The organism is Filomicrobium sp. (genome assembly GCF_025698805.1).
GTDB lineage: Bacteria > Pseudomonadota > Alphaproteobacteria > Rhizobiales > Hyphomicrobiaceae > Filomicrobium > Filomicrobium insigne.
This window is the reverse complement of record NZ_JAILWT010000002.1, coordinates 587,579-601,557: the sequence shown is the minus strand read 5'-3', so window position 1 is coordinate 601,557 and position 13,979 is coordinate 587,579. Positions and strand designations below refer to the sequence as shown.

Genomic DNA, 13,979 nt, shown 5'->3' with positions numbered 1-13,979 from the left:
AGTGACGTCGCGGTAGGGAGCGGTGATGGATCAAGAGCTGCGCGGTGCGTTGGAAACCGCCGCTCGTGATGTTGTGCAGCCCCGATGAGCAAATTTGATAGTGTCTTACTCATCGCCGGTGGCGGTATTGGTGGGTTGGCAACGGCTTTAGCCCTGGCTCGGCGTGGTTTCGCTTCGCATGTCTTCGAAAAGCGAACGGTATTTTCAACCGAAGGCGCCGGCATTCAGATTGGTCCTAACGGTGGGCATGTGCTCGCTCTTCTCGGGCTTCGTGAAGCGCTGCGATCCAAGGCTGGAATTCCACACGCTGTTCGTGTCCATGATGGACGTAGCGGTGGGGTGCTTTGCCGGATACCACTGGGTGATCACATCGTACGGCGCTACGGAGCGCCCTACTGGGTCTTTCATCGTGGCGATCTTCATGCTGCGTTACTCGATGCGGCACGTGATTGCCCATTGATCACGTTGAGCTCCGGCGCGGAGGTAACGGGTCTCTCCCAGGGTGCGGACACGGTGTGTGCCGAAACAGCAGATGGGAGCCGGCTAGAGGGTGCGGGGCTAGTTTCAGCGGACGGCCTGTGGTCCGGTTTGAGATCGCAATTTTTCGGTGAACGAAGGCTGGTGTTCTCAAATCGTAGCGCGGCGCGCGCGGTCCTGCGGATCGAGGACGTACCCTCAGGGATTTCCAGTAGCGACGTTGGGCTTTGGCTCTCGGACAAGGCTCATGTCGTTCATTATCCCGTGCGCGGTGGAAGCGAACTCGCACTCGTTGTCGTTCGGCACGATGAGTCCTCCGCACCGGGTTGGAGCGCGGACGTGTTGCCGATGTGGGTGCGGGAGGGTGTGCGAAGTTTTGCGCCTGTTCTTCAGGATCTTGTCTCTGCTGTCTCAGATTGGCGGAAGTGGGGACTTTATGATTTGCCCGAACCTCCCGCGTTCGTGAATGGGCGTGTGGCGTTGCTTGGTGATGCAGCGCATCCGGTTCTGCCATTTTTGGCGCAGGGTGGTGTGATGGCGCTCGAGGATGGTTTCGTGCTCGCTCAGTGCGTGGCGGCACATGAGGACGTTAGCGCGGCGTTTTCGGCCTATCAGTTCGCTCGCCGACAGCGTGTCCTTCGGGTGCAGGGGGCCTCACGGAAGAACGGCCGCATCTATCATTTGCAAGGGGCCTTGGCGACGGCGCGTAACCTTACGCTGAAGGCTGCGCCTCCCGGTATGCTTTTGTCTCAATATGATTGGCTTTACGGCTGGCACCCCGATGAGGGCTAGCCCCGCCAAAATTCAATCCGGAATAGAACGAGCACGGTGAACAGTTCGAGCCGGCCGAGCAGCATCGCGAAGGATAAGACCCATTTTGCTGCGGCAGGCAGGCTTGAGAAGTTGCCTGCTGGACCTACGATATCGCCGAGACCGGGGCCGACGTTACCAATAGCCTGGGCGGACGACGACATGGCGGTCACGAAGTCGAGGCCCATAGCCGACAGGACGACGGTGAAGATGCCGACGGTCGACATGTAGATTGTCAAAAACGCGACGACGGAGAAGGGCACGTCGGCTGGCAATCGTTTGCCATTGTAGACGAGAGTGACGACCCGGTTGGGACTCATGAGGTGGACGAAGTGGCTTCGTGTCAAAAGCGCGGTGACCTGAAGCCGATAAATCTTAATGCCGCCTGCCGAAGAGCCAGCGCAGCCGCCGATAAAGGTTACGAGGAAGAACAAGCCAACGGCGAAGGGGCCCCACTGCATGTAGTCGGAGCTGGCGTAGCCCGTGGTAGTCATGATGGAGGTGAGGTTGAACGCCGACATGCGTAGCGCAGTTGTCGGCTCAAGGCCGCGTGCCGTGATCAGCCAGAATGTCATGATCAGCCACAGCCCAATGAGAAACATCAGGAAGCCGCGAACCTGCGTGTCGCGCCACAGCGCTTCAGGGTGATTGCGCATCGCTTTGACGTAAACGACGAACGGCAGCGCGCCGAGAATCATGAAGAGGACACAAGCCCACTCGAGCGCTGGCGAGCGGAAAAATCCGAAACTCTCATCGTGGGTTGAGAAGCCCGCGGTCGAGACTGTCGAAAGGCCATGACAGATGGCATCGAATGGCGTCATGCCGAGTGCCATGTAGACCGCGATGCACGCGACGATGAGCCCGACGTAAACGCCGGCGATCGCCAATGTCAGCTCGATGGCACGCGGGAGAACTTTTTCGGATTTATCTGAGCTCTCCATCTGGAACAACTGCATGCCGCCGACCCGCAGGAACGGCAGCATGATGATCGCGGTCAGAATGATACCGATGCCGCCAAGTCCCTGGAGAATGGCTCGCCAGAGAAGGATACCCCGTGGAAGCTGGTCGAGCTGGGTCAGGACTGTTGAACCCGTGGTTGTCAGTCCGGACATCGCTTCGAAATATGCATCGGCGAATCCGAGTCCGAGCCCGGCAAAAGGTGCAGCGGCGAAAGCAGCCACCGTTACCCAGCATAGCGTCGTCAGAAGGAAGCCTTCCTTGATGCCAAGAGGGGCGGGCTGGTCCTCGTAAGCGACGAGGATCAGGAGACCTCCGATGAAGAACGTCGCTACGGCTGAGGTGAAAAAGACGCGCCAATCCTCGTGGCCATCGGCCACGTCCACGACGGCCGGGAGCACCATCGCGGCGGCAATGGTGCACAGGATCAGGCCCAGTGCGAAAAGAATCGGACGAAATTGGATCAAATCAGGACCCCATATCGGCGCAACGGCCCAGAACCTGCGAGGTCCGTTTGCTGAACGTCAATAGCGTGGTTTACGCCGCTGATATCAAGCATGTTTTCTATCCGCTGCTCGATCTCCGGCAAAGCGTTTGCCCCCTAAAGCCATATCTGATGAGGGGAAGTTGCCCATTGGCGACGGTTTAACTTGCATCCGGCGCGCCCCGTGCAGTGTCTCGGATATTGGTAAAGCGCCCGTCAAGAGGAAGGTTAACAATCTATTGCCGCGCTTGGGTTGAAGAGGACATGCAAGTCAGGATGTCAAGCGCTGCTCGCCGGGCCGAAGCCACCGCCTGTTGGCGTTTCAATGATGATGGCGTCACCGGGGTTCAGAGCCGCTTCGTCACATCCCTTAAGATGTTCGATGTTTCCGTCGACTCGTCGCACGCTATTTGCGCCGATCTGGCCGGGTTCACCTCCTTCAAGACCGAACGGGTGCACGCGACGGTAGCCCGACAAGATTGCGCTGTGCATTGATTCTAGAAAACGGATCACACGGCGAGTGCCATCGCCGGCGCGATGGCGTCCAACACCTCCAGATCCGCGCCGGATTGAAAACTCTTCAAGAACGACTGGATAGCGTAGTTCCAGAATTTCCGGATCGGTCAACCGTGTATTGGTCATGTGGACCTGGACAGCGGCGGCTCCATCGAAATCAGGTCCTGCTGGGGCGCCAGAACAGATGGTTTCGTAGTACTGACGATTTTCGTCACCGAAGGTTAGGTTGTTCATTGTGCCTTGCGAAGATCCCAAACCGCGTAAGGCCGCGAACAGGCAATTGGTTACGACCTGACTGGTCTCTACGTTGCCTGCAACGACGGCGGCCGGATAGCGCGGCTTCAACATGGAGCCTTCCGGTACGACAATTTTCAACGGCCGTAAGCAGCCTGCATTCAGAGGTATGGGCTCATCGACCATAACGCGGAAGGCATAGAGAACAGCAGCCCGTGTCACGGGTTCGGGGGCATTAAAATTATCATCGCGTGCGGGAGATGTGCCGGTGAAGTCGATTGTGGCTTCGCGCGCTTCGCGATTGATTTTAATTGTCACCTCTACGACAGAACCAGAATCTGTTTCGACCCGGTGGTGCCCGTCGCTTAGTCGTGAAATCAGGCGGCGGATGCTTTCCTCCGCATTGTCCTGCACGTGACCCATATAGGCCTGGACAACTTCGCGACCGTAGAGGGCGAGCAGTTTTCCGATCTCGGCGGCCCCACGGGCGTTGGCGGCAATTTGTGCTTTCAGATCGGCGATATTTTTGTCGGGCCGGCGGGCTGGATACTTGGCTTCCGTCAGGAGCGCCATGACTTCGGCTTCGAGGAAGCGGCCATCGTCAACAAGCTTTACGCAGTCGATCAGCACGCCTTCTTCCTCAATTGTCTTGGCGCGTGGGGTCATGGAACCGGGGGATAGGCCACCGATGTCCTCATGGTGGCCCCGGCTTGCAACAAAGAACAAGATTTCGGAACCCGCGTCGTCGAACACCGGCGTGATGACGGTGATATCGGGCAGGTGCGTGCCGCCATCGTAAGGTGCGTTCAACATATAGACGTCACCGGGACGCATGTTAGCTCCTTGCCGACGGATGACTGTTTCGACGGAGGCATCCATCGAGCCGAGGTGCACCGGTACGTGCGGTGCGTTGGCGACGAGTGCGCCTTCGGGTGAGAATATGGCGCAGGAAAAGTCGAGACGTTCCTTGATGTTCACGGATTGCGCGGTCAGGCGGAGAGCTTCTCCCATCTGCTCGGCCACAGCCATGAACAGGTTGCTGAACACCTCAAGGAGTACCGGATCGACGTTCGCATCCGCTGCTTGACGACCGCGGGCTTCCTGGCGCGCAAGTACAAGATGCGACCTTGCCGTGACATCGAGGCGCCAGCCGGGTTCAATGACGACTGTCTGGTGCGGTTCGATGACGATTGCGGGGCCAATGAGGTGGTGGCCGGGTGCGAGGTCGGCGCGGGTGAAGACGTTCGCATCGTGCCACGCGCCATTTGAAAAGAAGCGCGATTTGCGTGTGATCACCGGCGATGCCGTCCCAGTGTTTGTTCCGGCATTTGCTTCTATGGTTTCAGGATCGTTGCCGCCGCCGACGGCTTCCACTTCAATAGCCGCGATGAACAGGCGCTTTTCCGGGGAAAGAAATCCGAAACGCTGTTTGTGGGCCGCTTCGAAGTCGTCGCGCATGATGCCAGGTTCGGAGAGCGGCACCGCGAAAGAGGTGTCGGAGCCTTCGTATCTCAGATGAGCGAATGTGCTAATAGCGATGTCATCATGCTCGACATCTTCATCGAGAAGTTCTTCGGTGACGTCATTGCCGAGACGCCAAGCGATGTTTTCGACATCGTGCATGGCGGCTGGTTCGAGCAGTTTTTCCAATGATTGCTCGCGACTGGCGCGGACCTTGGCTAGGCCGATGCCGTAAGCGGATAAAAGACCCGACAGCGGATGAACGAGGACGGTGTCGATCCCGAGATTATCGGCGATGAGGCATGCATGTTGGCCTCCGGCAGCGCCGAAGCAATTGAGCGCGTAGCGGCTGACGTCGTGGCCGCGTTCGACCGAGATCTTTTTGACGGCATTCGCCATGTTCTCGATGGCGATGCGGATGAAGCCGTCGGCCACCTGTTCAGGAGAGCGGCCATCGCCTACTTCGTCTGCCAGCGCCGTGAAGGCGGCTTTAACGGCATTGTGGTCGAGTCGTTCGTTACGGCCAGGTCCGAAGATCGCGGGAAAGAGGTCCGGGATTAGCTTGCCCAGCATGACGTTGGCATCAGTCACCGTGAGGGGGCCGCCGCGGCGATAGCTTTTGGGGCCGGGATCGGCGCCGGCGCTATCGGGGCCGACCTGGAAGCGCTGGCCGTCGAAATGCAGTATCGAGCCGCCGCCTGCCGCGACGGTATGGATCAGCAACATGGGTGCGCGCATACGCACACCGGCAACTTCCGTTTCGAACGTACGTTCGTATTCGCCGGCAAAGTGGGACACATCGGTCGAGGTTCCGCCCATGTCGAAACCAATGACGTGTTCGAAACCCGCCAGTCGTGCGGTTTCCGCCATGCCGACGATGCCGCCTGCGGGTCCTGACAAGATGGCGTCACGGCCCTGGAAGCGGTCTGCAGCCTTGAGGCCGCCGGATGAAGCCATGAACATCAAGCGTGAGGCTTCTGACGTGGCGCCGTCATCATCGTTGTCGGATAGCAAGGCGCCGGCCACGCGATCTACGTAACGGCGGAGTATTGGGCTCAGATAAGCGTCAGCCACGGTGGTGTCGCCACGGGCGATGAACTTGATGAGCGGTGAAACCTCGTGACTCGCTGAAATCTGGGTGAAGCCTAATTCGCGGGCAATTTTTACGGCTCGGGTTTCGTGGTCTGGATGCGCATATGCGTGCATGAAGGCGATGGCGACGGAGGTGAAACCGTCTTCGCGAGCCTGCGTGAGGTCTTGTTTGAGGCGCTCTTCATTGAGTGGGGTTAGTACAGACCCGTTAGGGAGGATGCGTTCGTGCGCGCCGATGGCTCGCGCATACAGCATCGACGGCTTGACGATGGATTTGGCGAAAATCTGGGGGCGGGCTTGATACCCGATTTCGAGATGATCTTCGAGCCCGGCGGAGATGACCAATACTGTCGGTTCGCCTTTGCGCTCCAACAGAGCGTTTGTCGCGACCGTTGTTCCCATCTTGACGCTGCGGATGCGATCGGAGGGAATCGCGGATTCCGAGCTCAAGCCGAGAATTTGGCGGACGCCTTCAAGTGCTGCGTCTGAATAAGCGCCAGGGTTTTCGGAGAGGACTTTGCGTGTCTCGATCCGGCCTTCCGGGCCATATGCGACGATATCTGTGAACGTTCCGCCGCGATCAATCCAGAACTGCCATCTGGAGGTGCGGCTCGATGCAGTGTTCGTCATTATCTAGCCGCCATCCCATCATGCCAATCTGCTGAAGACCAGCTAGCTGGTGACGGTATGACAGTCAACGTTGAGGGGGCGCCTTGATGGTCGTGAATTGAGTGATCTCCCCTTTTGGGGTGCTCAAATCTGAGGCTGGAAATTGGGCGCGAGCATTCAGAGTCCAGATCGCTACAACCGCCGCAAAGGCTACTGCCAGAAAAAGCCCCTTCATCATTACCCTCCACTCAACGCACGCTTGGAAGACAAGCTTGCGCTGAACCCTTAATAATTCCTAACCGGCATGGTGATTGTTGAAGACGATCACGGTCAAATCACGAAGAGCGAAATTGTGACATAAAGCTTCACATCCATTTGTTCTGAGGGAAACATGTTCACTTTGAGGGCATTGGGAAAACGGGTTATCAACAGGCAATGAACTGGAGTACGTTGATTGGTGGTGGCCGGACAGGCTGGCTACGCGGTCTTTGGGCAGGGCTGCGGGCCCGCGTTGATTCCTGGTTGACGCCCGCCACTGGCGGCAAGCAAGTTGCCTTCACGATCGCTCTCGTCGGGCTTGCTGCGAAAATGGCAAAGGCGGATGGGGTGGCGGTCAGCGTAGAGTCGCAGGCCTTTGAGCGCTGTTTTTATGTGCCGCCGGAAGAGCGGCGCAACGTGATGCGGGTGTTTGAGCTGGCGTCGCGCGACGTCGCTGGATATGACGCCTATGCGGAACGGATCGCGCATATGCTCGCCGACGACCGAGCACTTCTTCGGGATGTGTTCGAATGTCTTTTCAATATCGCTGCTGCCGACGGTGTTCTGCACAAGGCGGAGGAGCAGTTCCTGCGTACTGTGGCGGAGAAGTTCTCCTTCAGCGAACGTGAGTATCTGGCTATCCGGAGCCTGTTTGTACGTGATGAGCAGTCGCCCTATAGCGTGCTCGGTGTCGCGCCGGATGTTTCCGACGAGGATTTGAAGGCGCGTTACAGAGCGCTTGTGCGCGAGACGCATCCCGACAAGCTCGCTTCCGAGGGTGTACCTCAGGAATTTCTTGTTCTTGCAGACCGCAAGTTGGCCGCCATCAATGCTGCCTACGATTCGATCGTAAAGGCACGCGAGCTGGAGGCGGCGTGTGAGTGAATTGCGCCTTGCGGATTGCGATAGTCCGCTTGTTACCTGTATCCATCCTTCACCGAACTTCGAGGCGCGCCGCCATGGGGTGCGCGCCTCGATCCTGCTGATGCATTATACGGGGCTCGCGTCATGTCCGCGGGCAATCGATTGGCTCTCGCGGCCTGAGAGCAAAGTGTCCTGTCACTACGTCATCGATACCGACGGGACGGTCTGGCAGATGGTGGCGGAGTCGCAACGGGCCTGGCATGCAGGCGTCGGCTCATGGCAGGGCGATTGCGATATTAATTCGGCGTCGATCGGCATTGAGATCCACAATCCCGGACATGACGGCGGCTATCCAGAGTTTCCCGAAGCGCAGATGCGTGCGGTCGAGGCGCTTTCGGCCGACATCATTGGGCGCAATGGCATTCCGCCGGAACGGGTGTTGGCGCACTCGGATATTGCGCCGGGACGGAAGATTGACCCCGGCGAAAAGTTCGATTGGGCGCGATTGGCGCGTGCTGGAATTGGTCATTGGGTCGATCCGGAGCCTGTCGGGCCCGTTTTGGAGGCCGTCTCTAACCCTGCGCACGCGGATCGTATTGCCCAGGCGCAGACGCTTCTTAGACGCTACGGGTATGGGATCGAGGTTACGGGCGAGAGCGACAAGCAATCCCGAACGGTCGTAGCTGCATTTCAACGTCATTTTCGACAGGAACGTGTCGATGGGCTGGTCGACGTATCGACATTTATTACTTTACAGCGCCTGATCGCAGCGCTCGGCGAGCCGATTGTGTCTTGACGTTGCCGCGTCACGGTCCCTTATGTGATTTCTGCCAGTCGGCTGGACGGCCGCTGTTCCGGCATGGGCTTTGTGGCCCGTCAAAATGTCGGAATGGAGGAAAGTCCGGGCTCCATGGAAACACGGTGGCGGCTAACGGCCGCCGGGGGTGACCCCAGGGAAAGTGCCACAGAAAGCAAACCGCCGCTGCTCGCTTTGCGAGGTACGGTAAGGGTGAAAGGGTGCGGTAAGAGCGCACCGCGCGGCTGGTAACAGTCGCGGCATGGTAAACCCCACCGGGAGCAAGGCCAAATAGGGGCGACCGGAGATGTGTGGCGCGCAAGCGACGTGCGATCTCAGGCCCGTTTTCAGGTTCGTCGCCCGGGTTGGCTGCTTGAGGCGTCTGGTGACAGACGTCCCAGATGAATGGTCGTCGCGGAGGGTGACCTCCAGACAGAACCCGGCTTACAGGCCGACTGGCAGAATTATCTTCACCTCTTGATAAGCTATTCGGGCCGCCTCAATAGAGAAAGCGGCGCATCAGGTTCCATACGGCGCGGGGGCGATCATGTTGCGGGGCATGGCTGCAGCCGTTCAGTACCTGCAGTTTCGCGTTGGGCAGGGCCTTGGCGAGATGTTTGCCTGTTGCGAGCGGGACGGTCGTATCTCCATCGCACCAGATGATCAAAGTGCGCTGTTTTATTGTGGGGTAGCGTGCGGTTAGTCGTTTGAGGTCTCGAGGGACTATTTGACGGGCTGTCGTGATCAGAGCGTGCCGGGCTGCGGGATCATAAAAGGGTTCCGCATACGCGCTGATATCATCCATGCTTATGTGCTGTGCTTCGGTCGCGTCGAGCGAGAGCCAGATGGAGAGTTCTGGCGGTATGAGCGTTAGCGCTGCGTAAGGCAACACCGGTGTTTGCATGAAGCGGACAAACTCAGTCGATGGCTGATTGTAGGCCGGTGCGCTCATGAGGATGAGATCGCGAATGCGGCCGGGGTCTTTCCGGTTGAATTCCAGCGTGACCATCAAAGCGACTGCGCCGCCGAAGGAATGCCCGATAAGCGTGACATCACGCAGGCCGCGTTTGCGAATGAAGGCGCTCACCAATGCGGCGTGGTCATGGATGGAATAGGCATTATTGTAAGGTTTTTGCGAGCGGCCAAAGCCCTTCAAGTCGATGGCAATGACGCGATGCTTTTGTGCAAGGCTCGGAATGAGATTGCGCCACGTGTAGGTGGATGCACCGAGGCCGTGTAACAGCAGCAGCGGACGACCTTTGCCATACTCCTCGGCGTATAGGGCCACCTGTTCTTGCCCGGGCACCGATAGCGCGACCATATATCGTCGCGGGCCGGCGGACGCATCCGGCGCCGTCCATAGCATTCCAGCGCAAATAATTATGCACACCAACCTCACGAGGGTGCTCCCCGTGAACCGGCGCCCCATCGTAGTCGGCATTCCCAACCCCAACGCCACGCAACAGCCTTTCCCTGTCCCATTGCGATTTACGCGAGGAATTCATGCCAAGCCCTTAACGGCTGCAGCATTCTTGCGGTTGCCGTGAACAGTGTGCGGCTTTTCTGCGACGCTCAGGTTGAAAGCGCGATAGCCCGCTTTGGCCCGTGTAAATTGCTTAAGAAACCATTGACACCCATAAAATTCCATGTGATCCCATATATGCCCGTCCGCACCGGGCAAGGGCCGTGGCAGGGCGCGTACCTTGAGAGAGGGCCAAGGCACTCGCGACCGCCACGGTCTCCGGCCGGTGCGCGGGTCATCAAGCGGGCCGGTGACGGGCATGTGAGGTGGCTTCAGGAGTTTAAGTGATGCGTCGAGGTTGAGGTCGGCAATCAGGGGATGGACCGTTTTGTCTCGACATTCGTCAATAAGATCGACAGCAAGGGACGGGTCTCGATTCCTGCTCCCTTCCGCGCAGTACTTGAACGTGACGGCTACGCCGGCGGCATCTACTGTTATCCTTCACTTGATGCTCCGGCACTCGATGCAGGCGGCGAGAGACTTGCGAAGAAGATCGATGGTCTGCTCGCGGATCTGCCGGACTATTCAGATGAGCGGGACGAGCTATCTGTCGCGCTTTACGGCGACGTCCAGGTTCTCTCGATCGACGGCGACGGACGCATCGTCCTTCCTGAGGGGCTTAGGGCGCACGCGGGCCTCACGAGCCACGTCGCCTTTGTCGGTCTTGGCGAGAAGTTTCAAATGTGGGAACCGGGCCAATTCGAAGAGCGGCGCAATCGCGCCCGCGCAAAAGTTAGAGAAACTCGCAAGCTATTCGGGCGCAAGCCAGGGGCAGACGACGGCGGGGACGAGGGAGCACGGGAATGACGCCGCGACGCGGGTCGGACCAGCGGGGAAAGGGCGATCCAAATCGGGATCGGCACATTCCCGTGCTTCTCTCGGAAGTCCTCGAGGCTCTTCAGCCTAAGAGCGGCGAGCGCTACATCGACGCCACCTTTGGGGCCGGCGGCTATACTTCAGCAATTCTGGACGCGGCCGATTGCCAAGTGTTGGCGTTCGACCGCGATCCTTCCGCGGTAGCGGCCGGAGCTGATCTGGTGGCTTCTCGCGGCGGAGCCTTGGAGCTTCGCCTGGCACCGTTTGGCCAGCTTCTCGATTGGGCAGAAGATCCGGAGACACAAGATCGCTTCGTGGGCCAGTTCGACGGGGTGGTTTTTGATCTCGGCGTTTCGTCCATGCAGCTCGATGAAGCCGAGCGCGGCTTTTCTTTCCAATCAGAAGGTCCTCTCGACATGCGCATGTTTAGCGCGCCGGGCGAGGGCCTCGCGGAAGAAGGGTTGTCAGCGGCGGATGTCGTCAACACGTTCGATGAAGCGCGCATTGCGGACATTCTCTTTCAATACGGAGAAGAGAGGCGCTCCCGGGCAATCGCGCGGGCAATTGTTGCGCGGCGGGTGCAGGAGCCGTTCACGCGCACCCTCGATCTGGCAGATGTGGTTGCGAAGGTTTTGGGGGGCGGTAAGCCCGATGGCCGGCACCCCGCAACGCGCACGTTTCAGGCACTGAGAATTTTTGTGAACGATGAACTGGGGCAGCTCCTGAGGGGGCTCTTCGGAGCTGAACGCTTGCTCAAACCGGGCGGCAGGCTCGTGTTGGTAACCTTTCATTCCCTGGAAGACCGGATCGTTAAACGATTTTTAGCATCACGTGGCGGCAGGTCCGGCCAGGGCTCGCGGCACATTCCGCAAAGTTCAATCGAATTGCGCGCTCCGAGTTTTCGAATTGTTAACCCTCGGCCGTTAACCTCTTCTAAAGGTGAAACGCAGGTCAATCCGCGTGCCAGATCGGCGCGTTTGAGGGCGGGCGTGCGGACAGCGGCTGAGCCGTGGGAAATCGAGTTTGCCGATCTCGGCGTTCCGGGGCTCGCCAAGTAGCGTTTGTAACGGCGAGGGTACCGCCATGCGTATTTTGATGATTGGCGCAGCGGCGCTTATGCTGATTAGCGCCTTCCGTTTGTATGCCATCAATTACGATACGCGCGATTTTGCCGAGCAGGTTCAGGCGCAAGAGCGGCGTCTCGAGAAGATCCGGCAAGACATTGCAATTCTCAAAGCCGACCGGGCACTCGCAGCAAGACCCGAGGTTATCGGGCCGGCAGCGCGCGCCATGGGGCTCGCACCGGCACGCGAAGACCAATTCACGGAGCCTGACGTTGAGAACCATTTGGCAGCGCTGCCAAATGAGACGCGGGAGGCTGCAGGGTCATCGCGATGACGAGCGGGATCATCATCACGCCCGGCTTGCCGGACCGTGCTCTTGCCGCGAACGCGAAGAGAGAGCGTGTAAGCGAGGCGTATCTGGTGCGGATTCGCGCTGTCGCGGCCATCGCGGGCGTCATGCTGGCTTTTGCACTCGTCGCTGGTCAACTCGTTCGTCTGGCGATCCTGGGACAGGGCGAGGTTTCTGTCTCAATGAGCCAGCCAATGGCGATTGCCTTTGCGCGGCCTGACATTGTCGATCGCAATGGTCAATTGCTGGCCAGCGATCTCATTATGCCTTCATTGTTCGCTGATCCGGCTCTGGTGGTCGATAAGGACGAACTGGCGGAAAAGCTTGGGCATGTTTTGCCAGGACTTAATCAGGCAGAACTGCGCAAAAGCCTTGCGGATCGCGACAAGCGCTTCGTTTGGATACGGCGAGGAACCTCCACGCGGCAAGCGGAGGCTATTCACAATCTGGGTCTGCCGGGCATCGAATTCAGGAATGAGCTCAAGCGCGCTTATCCGAGCGGAACGCTTGCGGGGCATGTGCTTGGCTATGTCGATATCGACAATAAAGGCATTGCCGGAATTGAACGTTTTCTAGACGAAAATGGACAGGTCGATCCCGTTCATACGCCCAACCTCTCGAACCGGCCGCCGGTGCAGCTATCCCTTGATATTGGCGTTCAACACGCGGTTGAGGAGGAACTCGCTGCGGCAATGGCAACGTATGAAGCGCGGGCTGCCGTTGGACTGGTGATGGATGCCAAAAGTGGGGAGATCCTGGCGGCAGCTTCGCTGCCCGGTGTCGATCCGCTCGTTCCATCGCTGGAGCGTGAAACGATGGATCGTCTGAGTGGTGGTACTTTCGAACTTGGATCTATATTCAAGATGTTCACGGTGGCGATGGCGATGGACTCGGGAAAGTACACGCTGGATACGCCCGTTGACGTCCGTAAGCCGCTGAGTGTTGGTGGTTTTACGATTACGGATAGTCATCCTATTGGACGAATCCTAAGTGTTGCCGAGGTGTTCCGGCGGTCATCGAATGTGGGGGCTGGTATGCTGGCGCTTGATCTTGGCGCCGGGCGGCAAAAGGAATTCTTCCAGCGCATTGGTCTTACAGGTGCGATGAAAACGGAGGCTGGAAGTGTCGCGGATGTCCAGTTGCCCGAGCGTTGGGAAGCTGTAGAGACCGTCACTCGCTCCTATGGTCATGGGATTGCGGTTACGCCTCTACAGTTTGCGGCGGCAGCTGCTTCTCTCGTCAATGGTGGCAAACGCATTCAGCCGACCTATCTGCGCCGCCCGACCGGGAGCGAAAGCGATGGAGAACGCGTAATTTCCGAAGAAACAAGTAGAAAATTCAATGTGTTGATGCGCAGTAACGTGACGGAAAGGGATGGGACCGGGCGGCGCGCCAACGTGCCTGGTTTGGAAGTTGGAGGTAAGACGGGGACCGCGGAGCTACCGGGCAAGGGCGGTTATAAGGAGAAGTCGGTAATCTCTTCTTTCTTCGCTGCTTTTCCGATGAGCAATCCGAAATACGTGACGTTGGTCTCCTTGTTCGAGCCGCAGCCAATAAAGGAGACGTCCATGCAGATTACTGCCGGACGGAACGCTGCTCCGGTCACGGCCAAGATCATTGCCCGGATTGCGCCGCAGCTTGACGTCACGTCGCGCTCAGAAACGCCCTAA

General features: G+C 58.6%; 10 protein-coding genes and 1 other RNA gene. 8 read left to right on the top strand and 3 right to left on the bottom strand.

Going from position 1 to position 13,979, the window contains the following annotated elements; genetic code table 11:
* Window positions 1-84: 84 nt before the first annotated feature.
* Complete coding sequence (locus K5845_RS06520) at window positions 85-1,269, top strand: FAD-dependent monooxygenase (protein WP_287958666.1); 1,185 nt, start codon at window positions 85-87, stop codon at window positions 1,267-1,269.
* On the opposite strand, the gene K5845_RS06515 is transcribed toward K5845_RS06520, so the two are convergent.
* Window positions 1,266-2,711, bottom strand: coding sequence for a TrkH family potassium uptake protein (locus K5845_RS06515; protein WP_244464964.1), 1,446 nt, complete (start codon window positions 2,709-2,711; stop codon window positions 1,266-1,268). The genes K5845_RS06520 and K5845_RS06515 overlap by 4 nt on opposite strands.
* Window positions 2,712-3,007: 296 nt before the next feature.
* Window positions 3,008-6,661, bottom strand: coding sequence for a hydantoinase B/oxoprolinase family protein (locus K5845_RS06510; protein WP_287958665.1), 3,654 nt, complete (start codon window positions 6,659-6,661; stop codon window positions 3,008-3,010).
* Between the two features lie 414 nt (window positions 6,662-7,075).
* Between K5845_RS06510 and K5845_RS06505 the strand changes: the two genes are divergently transcribed.
* The 3 genes from K5845_RS06505 to rnpB all read left to right on the top strand — a co-directional run bounded on the left by K5845_RS06505 (window position 7,076) and on the right by rnpB (window position 9,021).
* Window positions 7,076-7,783 (top strand): TerB family tellurite resistance protein, encoded by a 708-nt coding sequence (locus tag K5845_RS06505; RefSeq protein WP_046479545.1) that lies wholly within the window; start codon window positions 7,076-7,078, stop codon window positions 7,781-7,783.
* Window positions 7,776-8,558: an N-acetylmuramoyl-L-alanine amidase gene (locus K5845_RS06500; RefSeq protein WP_244464965.1), complete on the top strand. Its 783-nt coding sequence runs from the start codon at window positions 7,776-7,778 to the stop codon at window positions 8,556-8,558. Before K5845_RS06505 ends, K5845_RS06500 begins: the two co-directional genes overlap by 8 nt.
* 34 nt (window positions 8,559-8,592) lie before the next feature.
* An RNA gene (gene rnpB, locus K5845_RS06495) (RNase P RNA component class A) lies at window positions 8,593-9,021 on the top strand.
* A 36-nt stretch (window positions 9,022-9,057) separates the two neighbouring features.
* On the opposite strand, the gene K5845_RS06490 is transcribed toward rnpB, so the two are convergent.
* Window positions 9,058-9,846, bottom strand: coding sequence for an alpha/beta fold hydrolase (locus tag K5845_RS06490; protein WP_160298736.1), 789 nt, complete (start codon window positions 9,844-9,846; stop codon window positions 9,058-9,060).
* 552 nt (window positions 9,847-10,398) lie between these two features.
* Between K5845_RS06490 and K5845_RS06485 the strand changes: the two genes are divergently transcribed.
* From K5845_RS06485 to K5845_RS06470, 4 genes are read left to right on the top strand one after another with little or no spacing between them, the layout of a single operon-like run.
* Window positions 10,399-10,887 (top strand): division/cell wall cluster transcriptional repressor MraZ, encoded by a 489-nt coding sequence (locus K5845_RS06485; protein WP_046479546.1) that lies wholly within the window; start codon window positions 10,399-10,401, stop codon window positions 10,885-10,887.
* Window positions 10,884-11,954: a 16S rRNA (cytosine(1402)-N(4))-methyltransferase RsmH gene (rsmH, locus tag K5845_RS06480; protein WP_046479547.1), complete on the top strand. Its 1,071-nt coding sequence runs from the start codon at window positions 10,884-10,886 to the stop codon at window positions 11,952-11,954. Before K5845_RS06485 ends, rsmH begins: the two co-directional genes overlap by 4 nt.
* A 25-nt stretch (window positions 11,955-11,979) precedes the next feature.
* Window positions 11,980-12,294, top strand: a complete 315-nt coding sequence (locus K5845_RS06475; protein WP_287958664.1) for a cell division protein FtsL — start codon at window positions 11,980-11,982, stop codon at window positions 12,292-12,294.
* The gene (locus K5845_RS06470; RefSeq protein ID WP_287958663.1) at window positions 12,291-13,979 is read left to right on the top strand and encodes a peptidoglycan D,D-transpeptidase FtsI family protein; all 1,689 of its coding nucleotides are present in this window, start codon (window positions 12,291-12,293) and stop codon (window positions 13,977-13,979) included. The genes K5845_RS06475 and K5845_RS06470 overlap by 4 nt, the downstream gene beginning before the upstream one ends.

Bases quoted from the DNA above. Each gene is read 5' to 3' on its own strand.
- K5845_RS06520 (WP_287958666.1), top strand. From the start codon at position 85: ATGAGCAAATTTGATAGTGTCTTACTCATCGCCGGTGGCGGTATTGGT.
- K5845_RS06510 (WP_287958665.1), bottom strand. From the start codon at position 6,661: ATGACGAACACTGCATCGAGCCGCACCTCCAGATGGCAGTTCTGGATT.
- K5845_RS06505 (WP_046479545.1), top strand. From the start codon at position 7,076: ATGAACTGGAGTACGTTGATTGGTGGTGGCCGGACAGGCTGGCTACGC.
- K5845_RS06485 (WP_046479546.1), top strand. From the start codon at position 10,399: ATGGACCGTTTTGTCTCGACATTCGTCAATAAGATCGACAGCAAGGGA.
- rsmH (WP_046479547.1), top strand. From the start codon at position 10,884: ATGACGCCGCGACGCGGGTCGGACCAGCGGGGAAAGGGCGATCCAAAT.
- K5845_RS06475 (WP_287958664.1), top strand. From the start codon at position 11,980: ATGCGTATTTTGATGATTGGCGCAGCGGCGCTTATGCTGATTAGCGCC.
- K5845_RS06470 (WP_287958663.1), top strand. From the start codon at position 12,291: ATGACGAGCGGGATCATCATCACGCCCGGCTTGCCGGACCGTGCTCTT.